Origin of the sequence: Catenuloplanes niger, assembly GCF_031458255.1 — a bacterium.
GTDB lineage: Bacteria > Actinomycetota > Actinomycetes > Mycobacteriales > Micromonosporaceae > Catenuloplanes > Catenuloplanes niger.
This window is the reverse complement of record NZ_JAVDYC010000001.1, coordinates 703136-728030: the sequence shown is the minus strand read 5'-3', so window position 1 is coordinate 728030 and position 24895 is coordinate 703136. Positions and strand designations below refer to the sequence as shown.

Genomic DNA, 24895 nt, shown 5'->3' with positions numbered 1-24895 from the left:
AGCGGAATCGTTGTTCCGCGGGCCGGATGACGGCCTTTCCGCACCGTGATCGGCGGGGCCGAATCGCTACCGATCGGCGGTGGGTGATGCCGTGCGAAGCGCCGGCCGGACGGTGATCCGGGAACGACAACGGGTGGCCGGCGATGATCGCCGGCCACCCGTGAGCGTCGGGGGGACGTCAGGACTTGAAGGCGTCCTTGACGTGCTCGACGGCCTGCTTGACGTGGGAGCTGCTCTGATCGGCCTTGCCCTCCGCCTCGAGGTCGCGGTCGTCGGTAGCGCGGCCCACGTGCTCCTTGACCTTGCCGCCGGCTTCCTCGACCTTGTTGTCGATCTTGTCATCGGTGCCCATGACGACCTCCGTGTGGTGCAGGCCCGAATCGGTTCCGAGCCGTTCGCCTATCCGGCTACCCGGCGTGGCGACCGGGGAAACCACCCGGCCGCGGTGGACCCGGTCAGTCCGGGCGGCCGTGCGGCGATTCCATGCCGGACCAGCCGGCCGGCGACTCCGGTTCGGTCGCGTCGTCCGTGCCGGCGGTGATGTCCTTGCCGACCGCGGTGTCCTCGTGCTCGCCGGCGAAGTCCGGGTCCCGGTCGGGGGAGTCGTCGCCGGCGGGCCGGCCGAGCGGTGGCAGCTTCTCGGGTGGGGTCATGGGTCCCGGCTTCCCGGGTGGCGGGGCGGCAAACAATCGCATGATGCGCGCGGCGCCGGGTACGGGGAAGGGGAACACGATGCGACGAGGAGGTACGTCATGCCCGCCCGTGAGGACATGCCGAGCACGCTGAAGCGGTCGCCGAAGAAGGCCCAGGACACGTACGCGAAGACGCACGACTCGGCGGTGGAGCAGTACGGGGAGGGCGAGCGGGCGCACCGGACCGCGTTCTCCGCGGTCAAGCACTCGTTCGAGAAGGTGGGCGACCACTGGGAGCCGAAGGAGAAGAAGGGGCCGAGCGACGCGAAGGCGGCCGGCGGGCGGAACACGCGCGCGAAGACGGCCGGCGGGGTGGACGCGAACGCCAGCAAGGAGCACCTGATGGACGTGGCGAAGCGGCTGGAGATCCGTGGGCGGTCCCGGATGACGAAGCCCGAGCTGGTCGACGCGATCCAGAAGGCGAACGACTCGAGCACCAGGAAGGCGCGCGGCGGGCGGTAGCACCGTCACCGTACCGTCATGATCCCGGGCATGGTTCGTCAATCCGGCGGCGCAGTGTGGCCGGCATGGGAGATGCGCCTCTCTCCGGCGACGAGCGCCGCCGGTTCGACGAGATCGTGGCCGGGCTGACCGAGGACCCGCGGCCGGGCCCGCAGGTGATCAGGGTGTACGCGCTGGCCGCGCTGCTGGTCGTGGTGGCCTGGGCGCTGCTGCTGACCGCGGTGCTGCGGGTCGGGCTGGGCACGGCCGCGTTCGCCGGCGGCCTGCTGCTCCTGGCGCCGCTGACCGTGCGGCACCTCACCCGCCGCCTGAACCGCCGCCGCTGACGGCGGCGACCTCCCGTCCGCCGTCGGCAGCCGCGACCGGCCGACGGTGGATGTTCGTTCGTGCCATCTCGTGCACGGTTATGTTTCGTTCTGTTGACATCTGGAATAAAGATCAGTCAATGTGGATCGGCAACGTCGTCGCCCGTGATGGGAGTACCGATGCCGCGTCCGCCTCTGAGGCCATTTCTGCTGGCAGCACTGCTGATCCTATCGATCTTCGTGGTTCCGCCCGGCGCCGCGTCCGCCGCACCGGCCACTGTGCACGGTCTGAAGGGCGAGTACTTCCGGATGTCCGCGCCCGGCGCGCGGGACTTCGCCGAGCCGGGCGGCGTGCTGCTCGACCCGAACATCGACCTGCCCGGCCTGGCCGGGACGTTCGAGTCGCTGACCGGGCGGACCGAGCACACCACGGCCCGCTGGACCGGCCGGCTCACCGCGCCGGCCACCGGTGACTACACGTTCTACCTGACCGGCGACAACGGCTTCCGGTTCTTCCTGGACGGGCAGCCGGTGATCGACCACTGGGTCGGCGACTGGGACGTGGAGCAGACCAGCGCGCCGGTGCGGCTGACCGCGGGCGAGACGCACGACGTGCGGATCGAGATGTTCCAGGACATCGGCGGCGCGAACCTGTACCTGCGCTGGTCGGGCGCCGGGCTCTCGAAGCAGATCGTTCCGGAGAGCGCTTTCACGCCGCCGGACGGGTTCCAGGTCTTCCCGGTGACGTTCGCCGTCGCGAAGGACGGCCGCACGCTGACGGCCGACTTCGAGAAGCGGGTCGAGAGCGCTCCGTCGGCGGCCAGCCTCAAGGTTGAAGTCGACACCGTACCCATGCCGGTCAGCGCGGTATCGGCACGCGGAAACCGCCTCACCGTCACGCTGGCCGAGAAGGTGCTCAAGGACCAGCGCGTCCGGGTCACCTACGACGGCAAGGGCGGCCTGGTCGTGGGCGGCGAGACCGTACCGCTGGTGATCCGTTCTTCGGCCAACGCCTCCACGCAGCGCCTGACCACGCCGTGGGGCGACAAGGTCGACCGGAACAAGCCGCTGCCGGAGTACCCGCGCCCGCAGCTGATCCGCAAGGACTGGCTGAACCTGAACGGGCCGTGGGAGTTCGCGGACGCGGAGGCCGGTGAGGCACCGGTGTTCGGCAAGCGGCTGGACGAGCGGATCATCGTGCCGTACCCGGTGGAGTCGCTGCTGTCCGGCATCGAGCGGCGCGAGGACCACATGTTCTACCGCAAGCTCGTCACCGTCCCGCGCGACTGGTCCGGCAAGCGGATCAAGCTGAACTTCGGCGCGGTCGACTACCAGGCCCGGGTCTGGGTGAACGGCACGCCGGTCGCCGAGCACACCGGCGGCTACACCGCGTTCACCGCGGACATCACGGACGCGCTGCGCGGCCGCGGCCCGCAAGAGATCATCGTCGGCGTCACCGACACCACCGGCAACGACCAGCCCAAGGGCAAGCAGTCGCTGAACCCGGGCGGCATCGTCTACACACCGTCGTCCGGCATCTGGCAGACGGTCTGGATGGAACCGGTCGCCACCACCGCGATCTCCGACCTGGTCACCACGCCGGACGTGGCGAACTCGGCGCTCACCGTCACGGTCGTCGCGAGCACCAACGCCCCGGTCACCGCGACCGCGCTGGACAAGCAGGGCCGCCGCGTCGGTACGGTCACCGGCACCGCCAACACGCCGCTCACCCTGAAGATCAGTAACCCGCGGCTGTGGAGCCCGGACGACCCGTACCTGTACGACCTCGACGTCACGCTCACCCAGGGGCGCGGCACCGACCGGGTCCGCGGCTACTTCGGCATGCGGCAGATCGAGGTCAGCACGGTCGGCGGCTTCCCGAAGCTGGTCCTCAACGGCAAGCCGGTCTTCTCACTGGCCACACTGGACCAGGGCTTCTTCCCGGACGGCCTCTACACCGCGCCGACCGACGAGGCGCTGCGCTTCGACCTGGAGGAGACCAAGCGGCTCGGCTTCAACGCGGTCCGCAAACACATCAAGGTCGAACCGGCCCGCTGGTACCGGCACGCCGACGAGCTCGGCCTGCTGGTCTGGCAGGACTTCGTCTCCGCGACCATCCGCACCACGGCCGGCCAGGAGGCGTTCCTCCACCAGGGCCGCGAGATGATGAGCCAGTTCCACAACTTCCCGTCGATCATCGGCTGGGTGGTCTTCAACGAGGGCTGGGGCGAGTGGGACCGCACCGCCACCGGGCAGATCGCCGACCAGGTCAAGGCCGCCGACCCGTCCCGGATCGTGAACGCGCACTCCGGCGTGAACTGCTGCGACTCCAAGGGCGACTCCGGCCGCGGCGACGTCATCGACCACCACGACTACAACAACACCGACCCGGCGTTCCCGGACGCGACCCGCGTCGCGATGGACGGCGAGCACGGCGGCTTCACGCTCCGCACGCCCGGTCACATGTGGCCCGGCGCGCCGACCGTGATCTACAGCGGCGTCGCGGACAAGGCCGCGCTCACCGCCAAGTACGTCGACAACACCGACCGCTTCTACCTCGAGGCCGCGGGCGCGGAACTGTCCGGATCGGTCTACACCCAGATCACCGACCTGGAGAACGAGCTCAACGGCCTCTGGACGTACGACCGGCGGGACCTCAAGGTGGACGCGGCCGCGGTGCGGGCGATCAACCAGAAGGTGATCGCGGCCGGCGCCGGCGCGGGCGAGGACGCCACGTTCCCCGGCCGCGGTGACTGGACGCTGGACGAGAACACCGGCACCACGGCCCGGGACAGCAGCGGCGGCACGGCCGACCTGACGCTGACCGGTGACACGCGGTGGGTGCCCGGCGTGTCCGGCTCCGGGCTCGCGTTCGACGGCGACGGCGACGCGGCCGAGACCGCCGGCCCGGTCCTGGACACCTCCGGGTCGTACACGGTGGCGGCCTGGGTGTCCCTGGACGAACTGCCCGGCAACTACGCCTCGGCGATCAGCCAGGACGGGCGGCGCACCGAAAGCCCGTTCTACCTGCAGTACGGCCAGGGCGCGTTCGCCTTCAGCACGCCCGGCGGCAACCGCGCCCGGCACGTCGTCACGCCCGACATCGACCGCTGGTACCACCTGGCCGGCGTGCGCGACGGCAACCAGATCCACCTGTACGTCGACGGCGTCCGGGTCGCCGGCACCACGGCCGGCCCGGTCGTGGTCAGCACCGGCTCGCTGGCGCTCGGCCGCGCCAAGTACGCCGGCAACGAGACCGACTGGTGGTCCGGCGCGATCGACGACGTCCACGCCTACGACCGCGCCCTCACCGACGCCGAGGTGGCCGCCCTGGTCACCACCGCCCGCCGCTGATCCGCAGCGTGCCCGGCCGGCTCCCCGGCCGGGCACGCCCCACCCCTCCTTGCGCTGCCCACTCCCGGCGTGATCCCGTCCCGCATGCTCCCGCGTGACCGGTTGTCGCCGGCACCCCCTCCCCGCACATCCCGCCGCTCTCGCTCGCGCCGCACCCGCGGAACCGGGCCCTTCCGCGCCCGAATCTCGACACGAGTAGGCGCGGCATGGCACCTCCCAGCCCGTCGCTGTTCGCGTGCTGTCGCACCCGCCGCTTCTGTCCGGGCTGCGGGTGGGCGCCGGTCCCGGGCCCGTGACCGAATCTCGATACGGGTCCGCCGCCGTTCGTGTCCCACTGCACCCGCCGCCCTGTGACCGCATGGCGGCGTGGCGTGCAGGCCGGTCGAAACTCAGCAGCTCATGCCCGAAATTTCGTGATAAGCCGCCGATTCGGCGTGGTGTCTCGCCGAACCAACTCGGCCGCGCAGCGGTGCATTGTCTGCCGGACGACCGTGGCCGCGCCGCTCTGCGCCGCCTGCCCGCAGGACGACCTTGGCCCGCGTTGCGTTGCCTGCGCCCTGGATGGCCTTGGCCCGCGTCGCGTTGTCTGTGCGTTGGATGGCCTTGGCTTGCGTTGCGTTGTCTGTGCGCTGGATGACCTTGGCTCGCGTTGCGTCGTCTGCCCGCAGGGCGGCCTTGGCTCGCGCTGCTGGGCGCCGGCTTCGGCGAGGCGCTCGGTGCTGGCTCGCCGACCTGTGGCGGACTCGGGCACTTCGTGCCCGAAATTTCGGTATAAAGCGTCCAGGCGTGCTCTCTCGCCGCCTCAGTCGATTTCGGGACCGCGGCTTCGGCGCCTGAGTGATCAATCAGGTGGGCAAAAGGTAGGTCAAATATCGCAGTCGATCACCTTTTTGCTCACCTGATTGATCACTCAGGGTGCGGGGCGGTGGCGTTCTGCGGTCAGGCGGCGATCGCCGTGCAGCAATATCGTGGCATGAGGCTATCTCGTGATATTTCGGGTAGAACGTATTTCGCTGTTCGCGAGGGCTGTTGTCATGTCGTTGCCGGTTGCTGCTCGAGGCGTGCTCGGATCACCGCGGGGACACGGGACTCCCGTCCTCCGATGCCCGGGCTATAACGGTATTTCGACATTCGGCCGTGCTGCGCTGCGCCTGGATCGACGTGGGTGGCGTTCAGCGACTGGGCCCTGAAAGTTCCCTCCGATAAGACCCATGCGTTGCTCGTCGCTGGCCAACTGTCCGGCGATGAACGCCGACTTCGTCCGCCATTCCGTCGCGTGTTCCCGCCGCGCCCGGCCGCGCCCTGCGGCCCCGCGCCCTGCGGCGTGCCGGACCCGCGGCGTGCCGGACCCGCGGCATGCCGGACCTCGCGTCGTGCTGAATCCCGCGTCGTGCCGGACACGTGCCGGGCCTGCCGGGCGGGGCGCGCAGAGCCGGTCTGGGAGGTGCCATGCCGCGCCGCGCCGCGCCGTGCCGTGCCGCGTGCCGCGCCGTGCCGTGCCGCGTGCCGTGCCGTGCCGCGTGCCGCGTGGGCCGGGTTGCTCGGGCTTGTGTGGACCCGCGCGGCCCGGTATGCGGTGTGGCGTGTTGCGGGTGTGGTGCGGTGTGGCGGGTGTGTGCTGCGCGGGGTGGGGGCCGGCGGGGGCCTGGGTGGGGAGTGGTGGGGTGGAGAAAGGGGGGTGCCCGCCGCTGGAAGCGGCGGGCACCCCGGGGTTTGCTCAGCCACCCTCGGATCCCGCAGGGAGGAGCGCCAGCGACGACCGGTGCCCGCGGGAGCGTGCGGAAGGTGGGCCCGCCGGAAGCGGGAATGGGAACAAGGGTCAGGGGGTGGTGGTGGCCGGCGTGGTGTGGCCGGTGTTCTCCGGGGTTTCGTGCGGGGCGGTGGGGTGGCGGCGTTCCAGGGCGGCGCCCTCGACGTCGACGTTGGGCAGGAGGCGGTCGAGCCAGCGCGGGATCCACCAGGCGGACCGGCCGAGCAGGTGCATGACGGCCGGGATGAGCAGCATGCGGACCAGGAACGCGTCGGCGAGGACGCCGAAGGCGAGGCCGAAGCCGATCGAGCGGATCATCGTGGTGTGGCTGAAGATGAAGCCGCCGAAGACGGAGATCATGATGATCGCGGCGGCGGTGACGACGACGCGGCCGGCGTGTACGCCCTGGCGGACGGCGAGCCGGGCCGGGGCGCCGTGTGCGTAGGCCTCGCGCATGCCGGAGACCAGGAACAGTTGGTAGTCCATGGCGAGGCCGAACAGGATGCCGATCAGGATCGTGGGCAGGAAGCTCAGGATCGGTCCCGGGTCGTGCACGTCGAAGATCGCGCCGAGCCAGCCCCACTGGAAGATCGCGGTGATGCCGCCGAACGTGGCGAACAGCGACAGGACGAAGCCCAGGGTGGCGGTCAGCGGGACCAGGATCGAGCGGAACACGAAGATCAGGATGATCAGCGAGAGGCCGACGACGACCGCGAGGTAGAGCGGGAGCGCGTCGGAGAGCTGCTCGGAGACGTCGATGTTGCCGCTGGCGCTGCCGGCCACGCCGAGCGTCACGTCGCCCTCGATCGGGGACATCGCGCGCAGGTCGCGGACGAGCTGGCCGGTGGAGACGCTGTTCGGGCCCTCGGCCGGGATGACCTGGAACGCGAGCAGCTGCCGGTCGTCGGAGAGGCCGATCGGTGCGACCGCGGTGACGTCCGCGTGGCCGAGCAGCAGGTTGCCGATCCGGACCTGTTCGGGGCGGGCGGCCTCCTCGTTCGCGACCGGGGCCGGCAGTTCCGCCACGACCAGCAGCGGGCCGTTGACGCCGGCGCCGAACGCGCGCTCGGTGATGGTGTACGCCTGGTATTGCGTGGAGTCCTCGGACTCGGACGAGCCGTCCGGCAGCCCGAGCCGCATGGACAGCGCCGGGATCGCGACCACGACGAGCACGGCCAGCGTGGCGATCACGGTGAGGACCGCGCGCCCGGTGCCCATCGGCGCGGTCGGGGTGGTGTCGTGGTGCGGCTGCCCGATCGTGGCGCGGGCCTTCCTGGTCAGCACGCGCAGGCCGAGCAGGCCGAGCAGCGCCGGGGTGAGCGTGACCGCGATGATCACCGCGACCGCGACGCAGATCGCGCCGACCGTGCCCATCAGGCCGAGGAAGCCGATGCCGGTGACGTTCAGCGCGAGCAGCGCGACGAGCACGGTCGAGCCGGCGAACACGACCGCGTTGCCGGACGTGCCGTTGGCCAGGCCGATCGACTCGTGCACGTCCATGCCGGCCAGCAGCTGGCGGCGGTGCCGGTTGAGGATGAACAGGCTGTAGTCGATGCCGACCGCGAGGCCGAGCATCACGCCGAGCACCGGCGTGATCGAGAGCATGTCGATGACGCCGGACATGGCCAGCGACACGGTGACGCCGACGCCCACGCCGACCAGCGCGCCGATCAGCGGCAGCGCGGCCGCGATCAGCGTGCCGAGCATGACGATCAGCGTGATCGCGGCGACCACCAGGCCGACCGCCTCGCCGACGCCGAAGACCTGCGGGACGGTCTGGGTGATCTCGTTGGAGAAGTCCGCCTCGACGCCGGCCGGGACACCGTCGGTGACGTGGTCGACCACGCGCTCCTTGGTCTCCGGCGTGACGTCCATCTGCGCCTCGGTGAACACGACCGCGCCGACCGCGGTGGTGTTGTCCTCGGAGACGGTGCGGATGCCGGACGACATCTCGAGCAGCTGGCGGCCGACGTCGAGCTTGGCGGCCTCCGCGTCGAGCTGGGTGCGGCCCGCGTCCAGCTGGGCCTGCTGCTCGGCGAGCTGCGCCTCCTGCGCGGCGAACTGGGCCGCGGCGGCCGGCGGTGCCTGCGCCTTCGCGGACTCCAGCTGCTGGCGGCCCGCGTCCAGCTGCGCCTGGCCGGCGTCGAGCTTGGCGCGCTCGGCGTCGATCTGCTGCTGGCCCGCGGTGAGCTGCTCCGTCTGCGCGGCGATCTGCTGCGCGGTGGCGAACGGGTCGCGGGTGGCGGAGACGCCGTCCAGCTCACCGGTGGAGGTCAGCAGCGCACCGAGCGCGGCCTGCTGTTCCGCGGTGAACGGCGTGCCGTCCGCGGTGTGGAAGACGATCGTGCCGGTGCCGCCGCTGGCCACCGGGAACCGCTGTGCGAGCTGGTCGGTGACCTTCGCGGTCTCCGTGCCCGGGATGGTCACCTGCGACGACAGCGCGCCGCCCGCGACGAAGTAGGCGGTGACGGACAGGCCCAGGATCACCAGCCAGGTGATCAGGACTGCCCACGCTCGCCGGGCGCTGAAGCGTCCCAGGCGATACAACATCTCTGCCATGGTCCCTTTGCTTTCCGATCGTACGGTCAGTAGCCGGTGCGGATGTTGTCGATGAGCCGGTCGAGGAGCCGGCCCCAGAGCGCGAGCGCGGCGTCGTCGGTCGCGGCGCCGGTCTCGGCGATCCAGTGGTGCGCGATCACCTCGACGCCGTGCATGAGCGAGCTGACCAGCAGTTCCGCGTCGAGCGAGTCCTCGGCCGCGTTGCGTTCGGCCAGTTCACGAGCCAGTTCGTCGGTGGTACGGGAGAACGTGGCCTGAAAGATCTGGTGTGGTCGCGGGTCGCCGGGGCCGAACCCGCCGAGCGCCTGCCAGATGAACGCGATGACGCTCGGCACGTCGGTGGCCCGCAGCGCGGCGGTGACGGCCGCGAACATCGACGCGCGGTTGCCGGGCTCGATCGGGCTGGCGCTGAAGACCGCGCGGAAGTTCTCGACCACGACGCCGAGCACGTCGGTGCACGCGGTCGTGACGATGTCGTCGATCGAGGCGAAGTGGTTGAAGACCGTGCGCCGGGAGACGTCCGCCCGCGCGGCCAGCTGGTCCACGCTGAACCGGGCCGCACCGCTCTCCGAGATGAGCGCGGTGGCCGCGTCGATGATCGCGCGGCGGTGACGCGCCTTGAGCGCGGCTCGGCGGTCGGTGGGCAACACGGTTCTTACACTAAGTGCACCGTTGCACTGGGTGCAACTTCATGTGACGTACCCCCTGTCAGGTCATTGTCGCTGCTCACGCGCGAAACAGGCGGGAAACCGATTCGTAAGCAAATGTGAATCGGTGTTGAAATCCACTTCGGAAAACGACGGCGGTCGCATTGACATATGGATCTTCAAGCCACTAGAAGATTCATGTCGAGCCCTGTACCCCAGGGCCCCGTTCACGGAGGACCTTCGTGAGTCACCTCTCCAGCAGGGGTCGGCGGAGTCTCGCCACACTCCTGGCGTCCGGCCTCGCGGTCGGCGCCGTCATGCTCCCGGGCGCGAGCCCGGCGAGCGCGGATCCGATAGAGACCGAGATACCCAAGGCCTCACCGGCCGAGGCGCTCGGCGCCGAGGACGCGAAGCTGCTCGCCGAGGCCGAGGCCAGCGGCAAGCCGACGGTGACCGTCCTGGTCGCCACCGACACCGGCCGGGCCGGCGCGGTCGCCGGTGAGCTGCGGGCGCTCGGCGCCACCGTCTCGCGCAGCGTCGACAAGCTCGGCTACGTGCTGGCCAAGGTCCCCACCGGCGCGGTCGTGCGCGCGGCGCAGCTGCCGAGCGTCGACGCGCTCGACCTGGACCGGACGCTTCGTCTTCCCGACCCGGCCGAGGGGCTCTCCGCCGGGGCGGCCGCGAAGGCGGCGGCCGGCCCGGGCGCCGGCACGCCGGCCAAGAACCCGTACATGCCGACCGACGACACCGGGTCGGTGGACTTCAAGAAGAAGAACCCGGCGTACGACGGGCGGGGCATCACCATCGGCGTGATGGACTCCGGCGTCGACCTGGACCACCCGGCGCTGCAGACCACGTCCACCGGCGAGCGCAAGATCGTCGACTGGTTCACCGCGACCGACCCGCTGGAGGACGCGACCTGGCGCCCGATGGTGCAGCCGGTCGCCGGGCCGAGCGTCGCCTACCTCGGCGTCACCTGGACGCTGCCGGCCGGGAACCACTACATCAACGTGTTCCGCGAGTCGGTCACCGCCGGTAGCGAGCCGGGCGGCGACGTCAACCGCGACGGCGACACCGCGGACGCGTTCGGCGTGCTCTACGACCCGGTGACGCACGACGTCCGGGTCGACACGGACCTCGACCGCAGCTTCACCGACGAGACCGTGATGCGGCCGTACAAGGAGAAGTTCCAGGTCGGCCACTTCGGTACGGACAACCCGGCCACCGCGATCGCCGAGCACATGCCGTTCGTCGTGGAGTACCGCGAGGACTACCAGGGCTACGACTGGGTGAACGTCGGCATCGTGGAGAGCGCGCACGGCACGCACGTCGCCGGCATCGCCGCGGGCAGCAACATGTTCGGCAACGAGGCCTTCGACGGCCAGGCGCCGGGCGCGAAGGTCGTCTCCGGCCGGGCCTGCAACTGGGGTGGTGGCTGCACCTACGCCGCGCTCACCGACGGCATGGTCGACATGGTGGTCAACCGCCGGGTCGACGTGATCAACATGTCGATCGGCGGCCTCTCCGGCCTGAACGACGGCCGCAACGCGTGGACCATGCTCTACAACCGGCTGATCAACGACTACGGCGTGCAGATGTTCATCTCCGCGGGCAACTCCGGCCCCGGCCTGAACACGCTCGGCGACCCGTCGACCGCGGCCGACGTGGTCTCGGTCGGCTCCAGCATCAGCAAGGAGACCTGGCTGGCGAACTACGGCTCGGTGGTGAACACGGCGTACGGCATGCACCCGTACTCCTCGCGCGGCCCGCGTGAGGACGGCGGCTTCAAGCCGAACATCGTGGCGCCGGGCTCCGCGATCTCCTCGGTGCCGACCTGGCAGCCGGGTCAGCCGGGTGCGCAGGCCGGATACGCGCTGCCGCCGGGCTACGCCATGTTCAACGGTACGTCGATGGCGTCCCCGCAGGCCGCCGGCGCGGCCGCGCTGCTGCTCTCCGCGGCCCGCGCGAACGACCGCGGTCTCACCCCGGCGCAGCTGCGCCGCGGCATCTACACCTCGGCCCGCTTCATCAAGGACGTCACGGCGTACGAGCAGGGCTACGGCCTGTTCGACGTGCAGGCGGCCTGGAAGCTGCTGAGGTCCGACCTGGAGACGCGGACCTACACGTCCACGGCGCCGGTCTGCACGCCGCTGTCCGGCCTGATCGGCATCGACGACGAGCCGACGCCGCACCAGGGACCGGGCATCTACAACCGGTGCGCGGCGTCCGAGGGCGGGCACAAGCCGGGCCAGGCCAAGACCTACCAGATCAAGATCACCCGTACGTCCGGCCCGGACCGCGCGATCACCCACAAGCTCAGCTGGGTCGGCAACGACGGCACGTTCAACGCGCCGACGTTCGTCTCCGTGCCGCTGAACAAGACGATCACGGTGTCGGTCACGGCGAAGCCGTCGGCCGGCGCGCACGCGGCGCTGCTGAAGGTCGACGACCCGGCCACCCCGGTCGTCGACTACGAGGTGATGACGACCGTCGTCGCGGCGGCCGAGCTGCCGAAGCCGGCGTACTCGTTCTCCGCCTCCGGCAAGGTCGACCGGAACGACACCCGGTCGTACTTCGTCAACGTGCCGGCCGGTGCCGGTGCGCTGCAGGTCAACCTGTCCGGTCTCGCGGCCGGCTCGCAGACCCGGTTCATCGCGATCGACCCGTCCGGCATCCCGCGGGACTCCACCTCGACGGTCGACTGCTACCCGAACTACGAGCCGGTCTCGCCGTGCAAGGGCATCGAGCGTGACTACCGGAACCCGGCGCCGGGCATCTGGGAGATCGAGGTCGAGTCGCGGCGCACGTCGCCGATGCTGTCGAACCCGTACACCATCACGGCCGCGGCGCAGGGCGTCACGCTGACGCCGGCGCTCACCGAGCTCGCCTCGGTCAAGGCCGGCGTCGCCACGCCGCTGACCTGGACCGCGAAGAACGCGTTCGGGCCGATCAAGGCGAGCGGTCAGGGCGGTGCGCTGGGCAGCGTCCTGCAGACCCGGCCGACCATCGCGAACGGCGAGACGCTGGAGTACACGATCGAGGTCCCGGCCGGCACCACCCGCCTGGACGTGGCGATCGGCGGCACCAGCGACCCGATCGCGGACCTCGACCTGTTCCTCTACCTGGGCAGCTCCACCTCGTACATCGCCCGCAGCGCGGACGGTGACTCGGAGGAGTCGGTGTCGCTGGCGAACCCGCCGGCCGGCACGTACCGGGTGGAGATCGACGGGTACGCGGTCCCGGCCGGGACGACCACGTTCGAGTACCGGGACGCGTACTACTCGCCCGCGCTCGGCTCGCTCGCGGCGCCGCAGGCGTTCACGACGCTGGCCAACGGCGCGACGCTGACGGTGAACGGCACCATCACGGCGGCCACCGTGCCGCCGGCGGGCCGCTCGCTGACCGGCGAGATGCAGGTGGTCACGGACCAGGGCGCGGTCGTCGGCACCGCGGTGGTGGCCGTGGCGTCGGTGCAGTAACGGGATTTCCTCCGGTGGTCGGGCCCGTCACGGATCTGTCTCCGTGACGGGCCCGACCGTCTTGTGCGGACTGCGTGGCGGCATGATCTTCGATGCGTCTGGTGTTCCACCGCCGGATCGTCGTCCGGCCGGAGCGCCCGCTAGGCTCGGCCGGGTGCGAATCCTGGTGTACAGCCGGACGACGGGCTTCCGGCACGACTCGATCCCGGCCGGGGTGGCGGCGCTGACCGCGCTCGGCCGCGACCACGGGTTCGAGGTCGTGGCGACCGAGGACCCGGCGGTGCTGACCCCGGCCGAGCTGGCCGGGTTCGCCGCCGTCACGTTCCTCAGCACCAGCGGCAGCCTCTCCGACGACCCCGCCGCGCGTGACGCCCTGGAGGGCTACGTGCGCGGCGGCGGTGGTGTCGTCGGCATCCACGCGGCCGCCACCACCGAGTACGACTGGCCGTTCTTCGGCACGCTGGTCGGCGCCCGGTTCGACACCCACCCCGAGGTGCAGCCGGCCCGTGTCCTGGTCGAGGACCGCACCCACCCGGCCACCGCGCACCTGCCGGAGACGTGGTCGCGGACCGACGAGTGGTACGACTTCCGCACCAACCCGCGTGACGCCGTGCACGTGCTGCTGCGCGCCGACGAGACGTCCTACACCGGCGGCAAGATGGGCGCGGACCACCCGCTCGCCTGGTGCCACGACTCGCTGGGCGGCCGGTCCTTCTACACCGCGCTCGGCCACACCGACGCCTCCTACACCGAGCCCGCCATGCTCGCCCACCTGCTCGGCGGCATCCGCTACGCCACCGGCCGCGCCGCCTGACACCGGCCGCGCGGCTCGCCCGTTCCGGGGCTCCGGGGCGGCGGCGGGAACCGTGCCGGCGTAGGATCGGGCGCAGCGTCGCGTGCCGGTGGCAGACCGTGCCAGGCATGGAGGCGCCGGATCGAGGGGAGCACGACGATGATGATCGTCGTCCCTTCGCCCGTCACCCGTGGGTGAGGGCGAGCACGCCAGGCTGATCGCCTGGAGCCGGGAGTTGCGCGGCGTTCACGAGCGCCTGCGCGACGCACTGGCCGTCACCCGGCAGGCCGTGGCCGCCGGCGAGCCCGCCGAGCCGGCCACCCGGGACCTGCTGCTGTTCTGCCACGGGTTCTGCGCCGCGCTGACGGCCCACCACGAGGGTGAGGACCGCCTGCTGTTCCCGGCGATCGCGGAGCGGCACCCGGGGCTGCGCGACACGCTGCGGGCCCTGAAACAGGACCACTCCATGATCGCCTACCTGCTGGGCGGGCTCCAGGCCGCCGTGGACCGGGCCGCCCCGCCCGCGGAACTGGACCGGCACCTGGAGGGCGTGGCCGCGATCATGGAGTCGCACTTCAGGTTCGAGGAACGGCAGCTGCTGACGGTCCTGGAGACGCTGGCGCTGGACGCCGCCCCGCGGTCGGTGCTGGGTCCGCTGTGAGGTGGTGGGCGTACGCGTAGGTGGTGAGGAACTCCGGCAGGTGCTCGCCGAGCGCGGCGTGCCGGAACACGTCCGCGGCCGCCCGCGCCCGGTCGGCGGACAGCGACGTCAGTTCCTCCGCGAGGATCGACTCGACCAGTCCGGGGGTGACCGTGCCGCCGTCCGCCAGTGGTGTGCGGTGGTGCAGCCACTGCCACACCTGGCAGCGGGCGATCTCCGCGGTCGCGGCGTCCTCCATCAGGTGCGACAGCGCCACCGCGCCGGTGCCGCCGAGCCACGCGTCGAGGTAGCGCAGCGCCACGGACACGTTCGCGCGCAGGCCGGCCGCGGTGACCCGGCCGGGTGTCTTGTCGACGGCGAGCAGGTCCGCCTCGGTGACGTCCACGTCGTCCCGGGCGCGGTCGAGCTGGTTCACCCGGTCGCCGAACGCGGCACGGCACACGTCGACCAGGCCGGGGTGCGCGACCCAGGAGCCGTCGAAGCCGTCGCCGGCCTCGCGCTGTTTGTCCGCGCGGACCCGGTCGAGCGCGTCGGGCACGGCCGGGCTGGGGATGAACGCGGACATGCCGCCGATCGCGTACGCGCCGCGCCGGTGGCAGGTGCGCACCAGCAGTTCCGTGTAGGCGCGCATGAACGGCACCGTCATGGTGACCGCGGACCGGTCCGGGAGCACGAACTCCTGTCGCTGCCCGAAGTTCTTGATGACGCTGAAGATGTAGTCCCACCGGCCCGCGTTCAGCCCGGCCGCGTGCTCGCGCAGCTCGTACAGGATCTCGTCCATCTCGAACGCCGCGGTGATCGTCTCGATGAGCACGGTGGCCCGGATCGTCCCGGCGGGCAGCCCGAGGCGGCGCTGGGCGAAGCGGAACACGTCGTTCCACAGCCGTGCCTCGTGGTGGTCCTCGAGTTTCGGCAGGTAGAAGTAGTGGCTGCCGTGGAACAGCGCGAGCCCGAAGTCGAACAGGCTCGCCGAGATCGGCCGCCCGTCGACCACCACGTGCTTCTCCGCGAGATGCCAGCCGCGCGGCCGCACCACGGTCGTCGCGGTGCGGTCGCCGAGCGCGTACCGCTTGCCGCGCGCGTCGGTGAAGTCGAGGCGGCGGTCCCTCGCGTCGATCAGCGTCAGCTGCCCGGAGATCAGGTTGTCCCAGGTCGGGGACGTGGCGTCCTCGAAGTCGGCCATCCACACGTTCGCGCCGGAGTTGAGCGCGTTCACCGCCATCCTCGGCTCCGGCGGGCCGGTGATCTCGACCCGCCGGTCGCGCAGCCCGGGTGCCGCCGGCGCCACCCGCCACGCGCCGGCCCGGATGTGCGCGGTCTCCGGCCGGAAGCCGGGCACCTGACCGCGGGCCCAGCGGGTGCGGCGCACCCGGCGCGCGTTCAGCAGCACGGTCCGGCGGCCGGCGAACCGGCCGTCCAGCGCGACCAGGAAGTCCAGCGCCGCGGGCGTGAGCACCTCGTCGTAGCGCCCGGTCAGGCCGCCCTTGATCCGGTATCTCATGCGAACTGCTCCGCCTCGGTCGAGCCGTGCAGCGCGGTGGTCTCCGCGGCCGGGTTGAGCACGGTGCTGATCAGGTCGAAGTAGCCGGTGCCGACCTCCCGCTGGTGCTTGACCGCGGTGTAGCCGCGCGCCTCCGCGGCGAACTCGCGCTCCTGCAGCCGCACGTACGCGGGCATGCCGTCGCTGGCGTACCCGTGCGCGAGGTCGAACATCGAGTAGTTGAGCGCGTGGAAGCCGGCCAGCGTGATGAACTGGAACCGGTAGCCCATGTGGCCGAGTTCCCGCTGGAACTTCGCGATCGTGGTCTCGTCCAGGTGCCGGCGCCAGTTGAACGACGGCGAGCAGTTGTAGGCCAGCAGCTGGTCCGGGTACCGCTCCTTGATCGCGGTGGCGAACCGCCGGGCGACCTCCAGGTCCGGCGTGCTGGTCTCCATCCACAGCAGATCCGCGTGCGGTGCGTAGGCGAGGCCCCGGGCGACGCACGCGTCGATGCCGTTGCGGAACCGGTAAAACCCTTCGGCGGTACGGTCGCCGGTGACGAACGGCGCGTCCCGCTCGTCCACGTCCGTGGTCAGCAGCGTGGCGGCCTGGGCGTCGGTCCGCGCGATGATCAGGGACGGCACACCGGCGACGTCCGCGGCGAGCCGGGCCGCCTCCAGCGTCCGCACGTGCTGACCGGTCGGGACCAGGACCTTGCCGCCCAGATGCCCGCACTTCTTCTCGGCGGCGAGCTGGTCCTCCCAGTGCACGCCGGCGGCGCCTGCCACGATCAGGGCGTTCATCAGCTCGTACGCGTTGAGCACGCCACCGAAGCCGGCCTCCGCGTCCGCCACGATAGGGGCGAGCCAGTCGACGCCGTCGCCGCCCTCCGCGGTGGCGATCTGCCCGGCCCGCAGCAGCGCGTTGTTGATCCGGCGGACCACCGCGGGCACCGAGTTGGCCGGGTAGAGGCTCTGGTCGGGGTAGGTGTGGCCGGCGAGGTTGGCGTCCGCCGCGACCTGCCAGCCGGACAGGTAGATCGCCTTCAGCCCGGCGCGGACCATCTGCACGGCCTGGTTGCCGGTCAGCGCGCCGAGCGCGGGCACGTAGTCCTCGTCGTGCAGCAGCTGCCAGAGCCGCTGCGCGCCGCGCCGGGCGAGGGTGTGTTCCTCCCGCACGACGCCGCGCAGCCGGATGACGTCCTCGGGGGTGTACGAGCGTGCGATGCCGTTCCATCGCGGGTCGGTGTCCCATTCGCGCCGCAGTTCGTCCGCCGTCATCGCCCACTCCTTCGTCCGTGGCTGGAAACCCACGGTCACACGGGGGCGGAAAGGGCGTCGAGGCACGCAAGAAGCCAATTACTGCGAAGTTTCGGCGGTGGCTTGCCAACCTGTTAACCGGCATATTTGCAGTACTGCCAACGGAGGTGGTCGATGACGAAGATCTTCGCCGGGGCGCGGCTGCGCCGGCTGCGCGAGGACCGTGGGCTGAACCAGACCGAGCTGGCCCGGCACCTCGGCATCTCGCCCAGCTACCTCAACCAGATCGAGCACGACGTGCGGCCGCTGACCGCGCCGGTGCTGATCCGCGCGACGGAGCTGTTCGGCGTCGACCCCGGCGTGTTCTCCCCGCACGCCACGCCGCAGCTGGCCGCCGCGCTGCGCGAGGCACTGGACGGCGCCGGTGGCGTCGCGGCGCTGACCGAGTTCGCCGGCCGGCTGCCGGACGTCGCCGAGGCCGTCATCGACCTGCACCGGCGGTACCGGCAGGTCGCCGACCAGCTCACCGAACTGGTCGGCGACCGGGAGCAGCTCGGCCGTACCCCGCACGACCAGGTGACCGAGTTCTTCTACCGGCGGCAGAACTACGTGCCGGACCTGGACGAGGCGGCCGAGCGGCTGGCCGGCGCGATGGGGCTGCGCCGCGGCGAGGTCCGGGCCCGGCTGCGCACGCACCTGGCGGAGCGGCACGGCATCGGCATCGCGCACGACGACGCCGCCGCGCTCGGCGGTGACCTGCACCGCTACCGGCCGCAGACGCGCACGCTGCACCTCTCCACGTCGCTGCGGGCCGGGCAGGAGGCGATGCGGATGGCGGCGCAGCTGGCGCTGCTGGAGTACGCCGACGTGATCGACGAGATCGTCGAGGAGGAACGCTTCGACGACGTGCAGACGCAGATCCTCACCCGGGTCGGGCTGGCCAACTACTTCGCGGCCGCGCTGATCCTGCCGTACGGGCGGTTCCTGGAGGCGGCCGAGCAGCGCCGGTACGACATCGAGCTGCTCACCGAGCACTTCGGGATGGGCTGGGAGAGCATCTGCCACCGGCTCAGCACGCTGCAGCGGCCGCGGGCCCGGGGCGTGCCGTTCTCGTTCGTGCGCGTCGACCGGGCCGGCAACCTGTCCAAACGGCAGTCCGCGACCGGCTTCCCGTTCTCCCGTACCGGCGGCACGTGCCCACTGTGGAACGTCTACGAGGCGTTCGGCGCGCCCGGCCGGGTGGTCACCCAGGTGGCCGCGATGCCGGACGGGCAGCGTTACCTGTGGATCGCCCGGACGATCACCCGGCACCACGGCGGGTACGGCCAGCCCGGCAAGGTCTACGCGATCGGACTGGGCTGCGAGATCCGGCACGCGGGCCGGCTGGTCTACTCGGCCGGGACGGACCTGCACGACGTGGCCGCGGCGACGCCGATCGGGCCCGGCTGCAAGACGTGCGAGCGGTCGAACTGCCCGCAGCGCGCGGCGGCCCCGATCAACGGCCTGCTCGACCTCGACGAGAACCGCAGCACGTTCATTCCGTACCCGCTGCGCTGAGGCCGGTGGCCGGCGCGGTCGCGGCGACGGAGGCGAGGAGGCGCAGCGTGTCCGCGGACGGGGTGCCCGGGTCGGCGTGGTAGACGACCAGTTCCTGGCCGGGGGCGGCGCGGACGTCGAACGTGTGCATGCGGAGCGTGGCGTCGCCGACCTCGGGGTGGTGGAACGACTTGACCTCGAGGGACTTGCCGCGGGCGCGGTGGTCGGCCCAGAGCGTGCGGAACTCCGGGCTGTGCTCGGTCAGCGTGGTCAGCACGGCGCGGATGCGCGGGTGGTGCGGGGCGGCCCCGAAGGCGAGCCGGAAGCCGGCGACGGAGTTGGCGGCGACGGTCGGCCAGTCGCGGTAGAGCGCGCGGGCGGCCGGGTCGAGGAAGACGGTCAGCATCAGGTTGCGGGAGAACGGGAAGCCGTTGAACAGCGCCTCGGCCAGCGGGTTCGCGGCGAGCACGTCGTAGGCGCGGCCGTAGAGCAGCGCCGGGTTGTCCGGCCAGGCGTCCATCAGCGCGAGCAGCGCCGGGTCGGCGCGCTCCGGGCCGGTGTCGACGCCGCCGCGCGGGGCCAGGCCGGCCAGCCGGAACAGGTGCATGCGGGCGTCCTCGTCGAGCAGCAGCGCGCCGCTGAGCGCGTCGAGCATCTGGGCGGACGGCGTGCGCTCGCGGCCCTGCTCCAGGCGTACGTAGTAGTCGACGCTGACGCCGGCCAGCATCGCGACCTCCTCGCGGCGCAGCCCGGCGACCCGGCGCGTGCCGGTGCTGGAGATGCCGACGTCGGCGGGGGAGACCTTGTCCCGGCTGCGCCGCAGGAAGTCGCCGAGCGGTGAGGAAGCCATGCGGCCCACTGTAGGCCGGATCATGCGGGCGAGCCTGGGTGCAGCGCACCCACCGTTGACGAAGTAGTGACATATCTGAAACATTGAATGTCCCGCGCCGCAAGAAGTCGGCAAAAGGCCGGAATTTCTGCTGCGTCGCCCGGAAAAGCAGGACGCTCATGAAGCTGACGCACCTTCTCCTGGCGGCGGTCACGGTCGCCGCAGCCACCCTCGTCCCCACGCCCGCCCGGGCGGCCGCCGCCGACCTCGCGCCCGGCAAGCCGGTCGAGGCGTCCTCGACGGTCTTCTCGTTCGTCGCGCCGAACGCCACCGACGGCAACGTCGGCAGCTACTGGGAGTCGAACGGCTTCCCGGCCACGCTGACCGTCAAGCTCGGCGCGGACGCCGACGTCACCGCCCTCGTGATCAAGCTGAACCCGGACCCGATCTGGGCCGCCCGTACGCAGCAGCTGCAGGTCAACGGCCGGGCCGCGGCCGCCACCGGGTTCACCCCGCTGCGGGCCCGCACCGACCACCGGTTCGACCCGGCCGCGAACCGCAACACCGTCACCATCCCGGTCACCGGCCGCGCCGCGGACGTCCAGCTGCAGTTCTTCGCGAACACCGGCGCGCCCGGCGCCCAGATCGGCGAGCTGCAGGTGATCGGCGACTGGACGCCGGCGCCGGTCGGCCCGGACCTGCAGGTCACCGGCGTCACCACGACGCCGGCGAACCCGGCCGCCGGCGCCGCGGTGTCGTTCTCGGTCACCGTGCAGAACCGCGGCAACGCCACGGCGGCCGCGTCCACCACGCGGGTCACCGTCGGCGGCACCACGCTGACCGGTGCGACACCGTCCGTCGCGGCCGGTGCGACCGCCACCGTCGCGATCGCCGGCACCTGGACCGCGGTGAACGGCGGCGCGACCGTGACCGCCACCGCGGACGCGACCGGCGCGGTCCCGGAGACGAACGAGACGAACAACGCGCTGTCCCGGCCGATCGCGGTCGGCCGCGGCGCCGCGCTGCCCTACACGGAGTACGAGGCCGAGGCCGCGCGGCACAACGGCACGCTGCTGGAGGCGGACCCGCTGCGCACGTTCGGGCACACCAACTTCGGTTCCGAGTCGTCCGGCCGGAAGTCGGTGCGGCTGACCGGCACCGGCCAGTTCGTCGAGTTCACGTCCACCGTCCCGGCGAACTCGATCGTGGTCCGCAACTCCGTGCCGGACGCGCCGAACGGCGGCGGCCAGGACCACACCATCAGCCTGTACGTCAACGACCAGTTCCACCGCAAGCTGACGCTGTCGTCGCGGAACAGCTGGCTCTACGGCACCACGGACGACACCGAGAGTTTGTCGAACACGCCGTCCGCGGACGCCCGCCGGCTCTTCGACGAGACCAGCGCGCTGCTCGGCACGTCCTACCCGGCCGGCACCCGGTTCCGGCTGCAGCGCGACGCCGGTGACACCGCGGCGTTCCACGTCATCGACCTCATCGACCTGGAGCAGGTCGCGCCGCCCGCGTCCGCGCCGGCCGGGTGCACGTCGGTCACCACCTACGGCGCGGTGCCGAACGACGGGCTGGACGACACCGCGGCGATCCAGCGCGCGGTCACCGACGACGAGAACGGCGTGATCCCCTGCGTCTGGATCCCGGCCGGCCGCTGGCGTCAGGAAGCCAAGATCCTCTCCCCGGACCCGAACCGCGGCCAGTACAACCAGCGCGGCCTGCGCAACGTGGTGATCCGCGGCGCCGGCATGTGGCACACCGTGCTCTACTCCGACACCCAGCCGCACCAGGCGGTCGGCGGCATCAACCACCCGCACGAGGGCAACGTCGGGTTCGACATCGACGACAACACGCAGATCTCCGACCTGGCGATCTTCGGCAACACGCAGAACCGGGCCAACCGCGGGCACGGCCTCAACGGACGGTTCGGCCGGGACACGCGGATCAGCAACGTGTGGATCGAGCACGTCAACGTGGGCGCCTGGGTCGGCCGCGACTACTCGGACACGCCCGCGTACTGGAACCCGGGCAACAACCTCGAGTTCTCCGGCATGCGCATCCGGAACACGTTCGCGGACGGCATCAACTTCAGCAACGGTACGAAGAACTCGCGCGTGGTCAACTCGTCGTTCCGGACCACGGGCGACGACTCGCTCGCGGTGTGGGCCAACCCGTACGTGCGCGACCAGTCCGTGGACATCGCGTCCGGTAACCGGTTCCTGAACAACACGGTGCAGTTGCCGTGGCGGGCGAACGGGATCGCGATCTACGGCGGCGCGAACAACTCGATCGAGGGCAACCTGGTGTCCGACACGGCCAACTACCCCGGGATCATGCTGGCCACCGACCACAGCCCGCTGCCGTTCGGCGGGACCACGCTGATCGCGAACAACGGCCTGTACCGTACCGGCGGCGCGTTCTGGAACGAGGACCAGGAGTTCGGCGCGATCACGCTCTTCCCGCAGGGGCGCGACATCACCGGCGTGGTCATCCGGGACACCGAGATCGTCGACTCCACCTACGACGGCATCCAGTTCAAGACCGGCGGCGGGAACATGCCGAACGTGGCGATCACGAACGTGCGCATCGACCGGTCGAACAACGGCGCGGGCATCCTCGCGATGAGCGGCGCGCGCGGCAACGCGGTGCTGACGAACGTGACCATCACGAACTCGGCGGACGGCGACATCGTCATCCAGCCCGGCTCACAGTTCACCATCACCCGCTGAACGGCACCGTCACGCGCTGAACGGCACCGTCACGCGCTGAACGCGGTGCGGCCCCCGGCCGGAGCCGGGGGCCGCACCGTCGCGTCAGTCGTCGTCATCGCCGCCGTCGTCATCGTCGCTGTCGTCCTGCTCGCCGCCGGGGCAGCCGGTCAGCCCCAGCAGCGTGACCGCGGCGCCCGCGGCCAGCAGCGTGGTCCGGCCGAAGAGCGCGCGCCGGCCGATCTTCTCCTCAGAGTCGCCCATGCCCGCATTCTCGCAGAGTCCGGCCGCGTCCGCGGGTCACTGCGCGCTCGCCGGCCCGGCGGCCGGTGCGGGGGTCACCCTCCCGCACCGGCCGGCCCGGCTACCGGTCCTCGGTCTTGGTGAGGACCTTGAAGGCCGCGTCCAGGTCCACGTCCCACTCGGCGCCGGCGCTGTCGCGCACGTCGGCCTCGTAGGCGACGCCGGCGTCGTCGCCGGTGCCGTCGCTCGCCTCGAGCGAGAGGATCGTGCTGCCGGCGCCGACCGCGGCGATCGCGGCCTGCTCGGCCGAGGTGCGCTCCGCGTCGGTCAGGGCGCGGTCGCCGGCCTCGGTGCCGCCGGTCTCGCCGTCCTCGGTCTCGCCGTCCTCGGTCTCGGCCGCTTCGGGCTCCTGGGTGACGACCGCGAAGTTCTCGTCCAGCGTGACGTCCACCTCGGTGCCGTCGTCCTTGCGGATCTCGACCTCGTAGGCCTCGCCGTCGTCGTCGCCGGCCTCGACGTCGACGACTGTGCCGCCGCCGACCGCCTGCACCGCGGCGGTGCCGGCCCGGTCGCGCTCGCCGCTGCCGACGTCGGCGCCGGCCGCGGTGGCCCACACGCCGCCACCGATGCCGAGGGCCGCGACCACCGCGACGGTGGAGACGATCACGCGCTTGCTGCGGAGCCTGGCGATGTTCATGTGATGTGCCCTTCCGGTGAGGTTACGGGCACAGCCTGCGCCGGCCTTCCTGAAATCAGCCTGAAGACGGGAGCCGGACCGTGAACCGGGCGCCGCCCAGCGGTGACTCCGCGGCGGTGACGCTCCCGCCGTACCCGTTGATGATCTCTTTGACGATCGCCAGGCCGAGACCGCTGCCGCCGTCGTCGCGGGCCCGCGCCTCGTCCAGGCGGACGAACCGGTCGAAGACGCGTTCGCGCTGGTCGGCGGCGATGCCGTGGCCGTCGTCGTCGACCGTCAGCTCGACGCCGTCCGCGGTCCGGCGCAGCGCGACCGCGACGCGCGCGGTGGCGTGCCGGGCCGCGTTGTCGGCCAGGTTCCGGACCACCTGGCCCATCGCGACCCGGTCCGCGCGCACCCGCCCCGCGGCCACCCCGGTGGTGTCGACGGTGAGCCCGGCCCGGCGCACGCGCGCGGCCTCGGCCAGGAGCAGATCATCAAGATCGACATCCGCGTGGGTACGGGTGACCGCCCCCTCCCCGGCCCGGGTCAGCACCAGCAGCTGGTCGACCAGCCGGGACATCCGGGCCGACTCCTCCAGCACGGTCTCCGCCAGGTAGCCGGCCGGCAGCGCGTCCGCCACCTCCGCGGCCTGCCGGATGCTGGTCAGCGGCGACCGCAGCTCGTGCGAGGCGTCCGCGACGAACCGCTGCTGCCGCTCGCGCGAGGCCTGCAGACGGGCCAGCATGCGGTTCATCGTGCGGGCCATCCGATGCACCTCGTCGCGGGACGCGGGCTCGGGCACGCGGCGGTCCAAGCGGTCGCCGGTGATCTCCTCGGCCTCGCGGCGGATCCGTTCGATCGGCGCGAGCGCCCGCGCGACCACGATCCAGGTGACGGCCGCGCAGACCAGCAGGAGCAGTGGAATACCGGTCAGCAGCGGCGTGACCAGCGCTTCGGTGCCGTTGTCGACGTCCTCCAGCGAGACGCCGACCGCGATCGTCCACCCGCCGGCCCGATCGGTGCGCACCAGGTACGGATGGTCGGCGCCGGGCAGCGTGAACCGGGCGGTGTCCTCGGCCGGCAGCGCCCGGGGCAGCGACCGGGACGCGCCGGCCACGGCGCCGCTCGCGTCGATCACCTGCCATACGAGGTCCTCGGGCTCCTCGTCGTCGTCCTCATCCGCCGTCCGCGGCGCGGTCCCGTCGGGTGCCGGTGCCGGATCCGGGCCCGGCGTCCCGGGTCGCGCCGCGCCGAGCTGCGTGGCCAGCGTGGCGATCTGCTGTTCCGCCTGGGCCTCCAGGCCGTCGCGCAGCGATTCCCGGACCATCACGACCAGCGCGACCGCGCCGGCGATCAGCGCGATCGCCACCACCAGCACCGCACCGGCGGTCGCCCGCACCTTCACGGACGCCGAGGCCCGCCCCGACGCCCGCCCGGCCGCCGAGGCCTG

At 71.8% G+C, this 24895-nt stretch carries 18 protein-coding genes; 8 read left to right on the top strand and 10 right to left on the bottom strand.

Annotation, left to right across the window (positions count from 1 at the left end; genetic code table 11):
- Positions 1–178 precede the first annotated feature (178 nt).
- The gene (locus tag J2S44_RS03185; protein WP_307236520.1) at positions 179–352 is read right to left on the bottom strand and encodes a CsbD family protein; all 174 of its coding nucleotides are present in this window, start codon (positions 350–352) and stop codon (positions 179–181) included.
- A 103-nt stretch (positions 353–455) separates the two neighbouring features.
- Positions 456–653, bottom strand: a complete 198-nt coding sequence (locus J2S44_RS03180; protein ID WP_310408875.1) for a hypothetical protein — start codon at positions 651–653, stop codon at positions 456–458.
- A 99-nt stretch (positions 654–752) separates the two neighbouring features.
- Between J2S44_RS03180 and J2S44_RS03175 the strand changes: the two genes are divergently transcribed.
- The 3 genes from J2S44_RS03175 (at position 753) to J2S44_RS03165 (ending at position 4813) form a co-directional block, all read left to right on the top strand.
- A complete protein-coding gene (locus tag J2S44_RS03175; protein ID WP_310408873.1) occupies positions 753–1154 on the top strand; it encodes a ChaB family protein in 402 nt (133 codons plus the stop codon).
- Positions 1155–1219: 65 nt separating this feature from the next.
- A complete protein-coding gene (locus tag J2S44_RS03170) occupies positions 1220–1480 on the top strand; it encodes a hypothetical protein (protein WP_310408871.1) in 261 nt (86 codons plus the stop codon).
- Between the two features lie 159 nt (positions 1481–1639).
- The gene (locus J2S44_RS03165) at positions 1640–4813 is read left to right on the top strand and encodes a LamG-like jellyroll fold domain-containing protein (protein ID WP_310408870.1); all 3174 of its coding nucleotides are present in this window, start codon (positions 1640–1642) and stop codon (positions 4811–4813) included.
- Positions 4814–6632: 1819 nt separating this feature from the next.
- Here J2S44_RS03165 and J2S44_RS03160 read toward each other — a convergent pair.
- Both J2S44_RS03160 and J2S44_RS03155 read right to left on the bottom strand, forming a co-directional pair.
- On the bottom strand, positions 6633–9113 hold the full coding sequence (locus J2S44_RS03160; RefSeq protein WP_310408869.1) for an MMPL family transporter: 2481 nt from the start codon (positions 9111–9113) through the stop codon (positions 6633–6635).
- Between the two features lie 35 nt (positions 9114–9148).
- On the bottom strand, positions 9149–9772 hold the full coding sequence (locus tag J2S44_RS03155) for a TetR/AcrR family transcriptional regulator (RefSeq protein ID WP_310408868.1): 624 nt from the start codon (positions 9770–9772) through the stop codon (positions 9149–9151).
- A 239-nt stretch (positions 9773–10011) separates the two neighbouring features.
- Here J2S44_RS03155 and J2S44_RS03150 point away from each other — a divergent pair, with 239 nt between their 5' ends.
- The 3 genes from J2S44_RS03150 to J2S44_RS03140 all read left to right on the top strand — a co-directional run bounded on the left by J2S44_RS03150 (position 10012) and on the right by J2S44_RS03140 (position 14702).
- On the top strand, positions 10012–13248 hold the full coding sequence (locus J2S44_RS03150; RefSeq protein ID WP_310408866.1) for a S8 family serine peptidase: 3237 nt from the start codon (positions 10012–10014) through the stop codon (positions 13246–13248).
- 154 nt (positions 13249–13402) lie between these two features.
- A complete protein-coding gene (locus J2S44_RS03145; RefSeq protein WP_310408865.1) occupies positions 13403–14062 on the top strand; it encodes a ThuA domain-containing protein in 660 nt (219 codons plus the stop codon).
- Positions 14063–14231: 169 nt separating this feature from the next.
- A complete protein-coding gene (locus J2S44_RS03140) occupies positions 14232–14702 on the top strand; it encodes a hemerythrin domain-containing protein (RefSeq protein WP_310408864.1) in 471 nt (156 codons plus the stop codon).
- On the opposite strand, the gene aceB is transcribed toward J2S44_RS03140, so the two are convergent.
- Positions 14617–16203, bottom strand: coding sequence for a malate synthase A (gene aceB / locus J2S44_RS03135; protein ID WP_310408863.1), 1587 nt, complete (start codon positions 16201–16203; stop codon positions 14617–14619). The genes J2S44_RS03140 and aceB overlap by 86 nt on opposite strands.
- Positions 16200–17462 carry an isocitrate lyase gene (aceA, locus tag J2S44_RS03130; RefSeq protein WP_310408861.1) on the bottom strand — a complete coding sequence of 421 codons (1263 nt, stop codon included), beginning with the start codon at positions 17460–17462 and terminating at the stop codon, positions 16200–16202. Before aceA ends, aceB begins: the two co-directional genes overlap by 4 nt.
- Before the next feature lie 153 nt (positions 17463–17615).
- Between aceA and J2S44_RS03125 the strand changes: the two genes are divergently transcribed.
- On the top strand, positions 17616–18998 hold the full coding sequence (locus J2S44_RS03125) for a short-chain fatty acyl-CoA regulator family protein (protein WP_310408859.1): 1383 nt from the start codon (positions 17616–17618) through the stop codon (positions 18996–18998).
- Here J2S44_RS03125 and J2S44_RS03120 read toward each other — a convergent pair.
- Complete coding sequence (locus J2S44_RS03120; protein ID WP_310408858.1) at positions 18976–19827, bottom strand: helix-turn-helix domain-containing protein; 852 nt, start codon at positions 19825–19827, stop codon at positions 18976–18978. The two genes, J2S44_RS03125 and J2S44_RS03120, sit on opposite strands and share 23 nt — an antisense overlap.
- A 158-nt stretch (positions 19828–19985) precedes the next feature.
- On the opposite strand from J2S44_RS03120, the gene J2S44_RS03115 reads away from it, so the two are divergent.
- Positions 19986–22544, top strand: a complete 2559-nt coding sequence (locus J2S44_RS03115) for a CARDB domain-containing protein (RefSeq protein ID WP_310408856.1) — start codon at positions 19986–19988, stop codon at positions 22542–22544.
- An 84-nt stretch (positions 22545–22628) separates the two neighbouring features.
- Here J2S44_RS03115 and J2S44_RS03110 read toward each other — a convergent pair whose 3' ends face one another.
- From J2S44_RS03110 to J2S44_RS03100, 3 genes are all read right to left on the bottom strand, one after another.
- Positions 22629–22787, bottom strand: coding sequence for a hypothetical protein (locus tag J2S44_RS03110; protein WP_310408855.1), 159 nt, complete (start codon positions 22785–22787; stop codon positions 22629–22631).
- 100 nt (positions 22788–22887) lie between these two features.
- Positions 22888–23463, bottom strand: coding sequence for a PepSY domain-containing protein (locus J2S44_RS03105; RefSeq protein ID WP_310408854.1), 576 nt, complete (start codon positions 23461–23463; stop codon positions 22888–22890).
- A 55-nt stretch (positions 23464–23518) separates the two neighbouring features.
- On the bottom strand, positions 23519–24850 hold the full coding sequence (locus J2S44_RS03100) for a sensor histidine kinase (RefSeq protein ID WP_310408853.1): 1332 nt from the start codon (positions 24848–24850) through the stop codon (positions 23519–23521).
- Between the last annotated feature and the right edge of the window lie 45 nt (positions 24851–24895).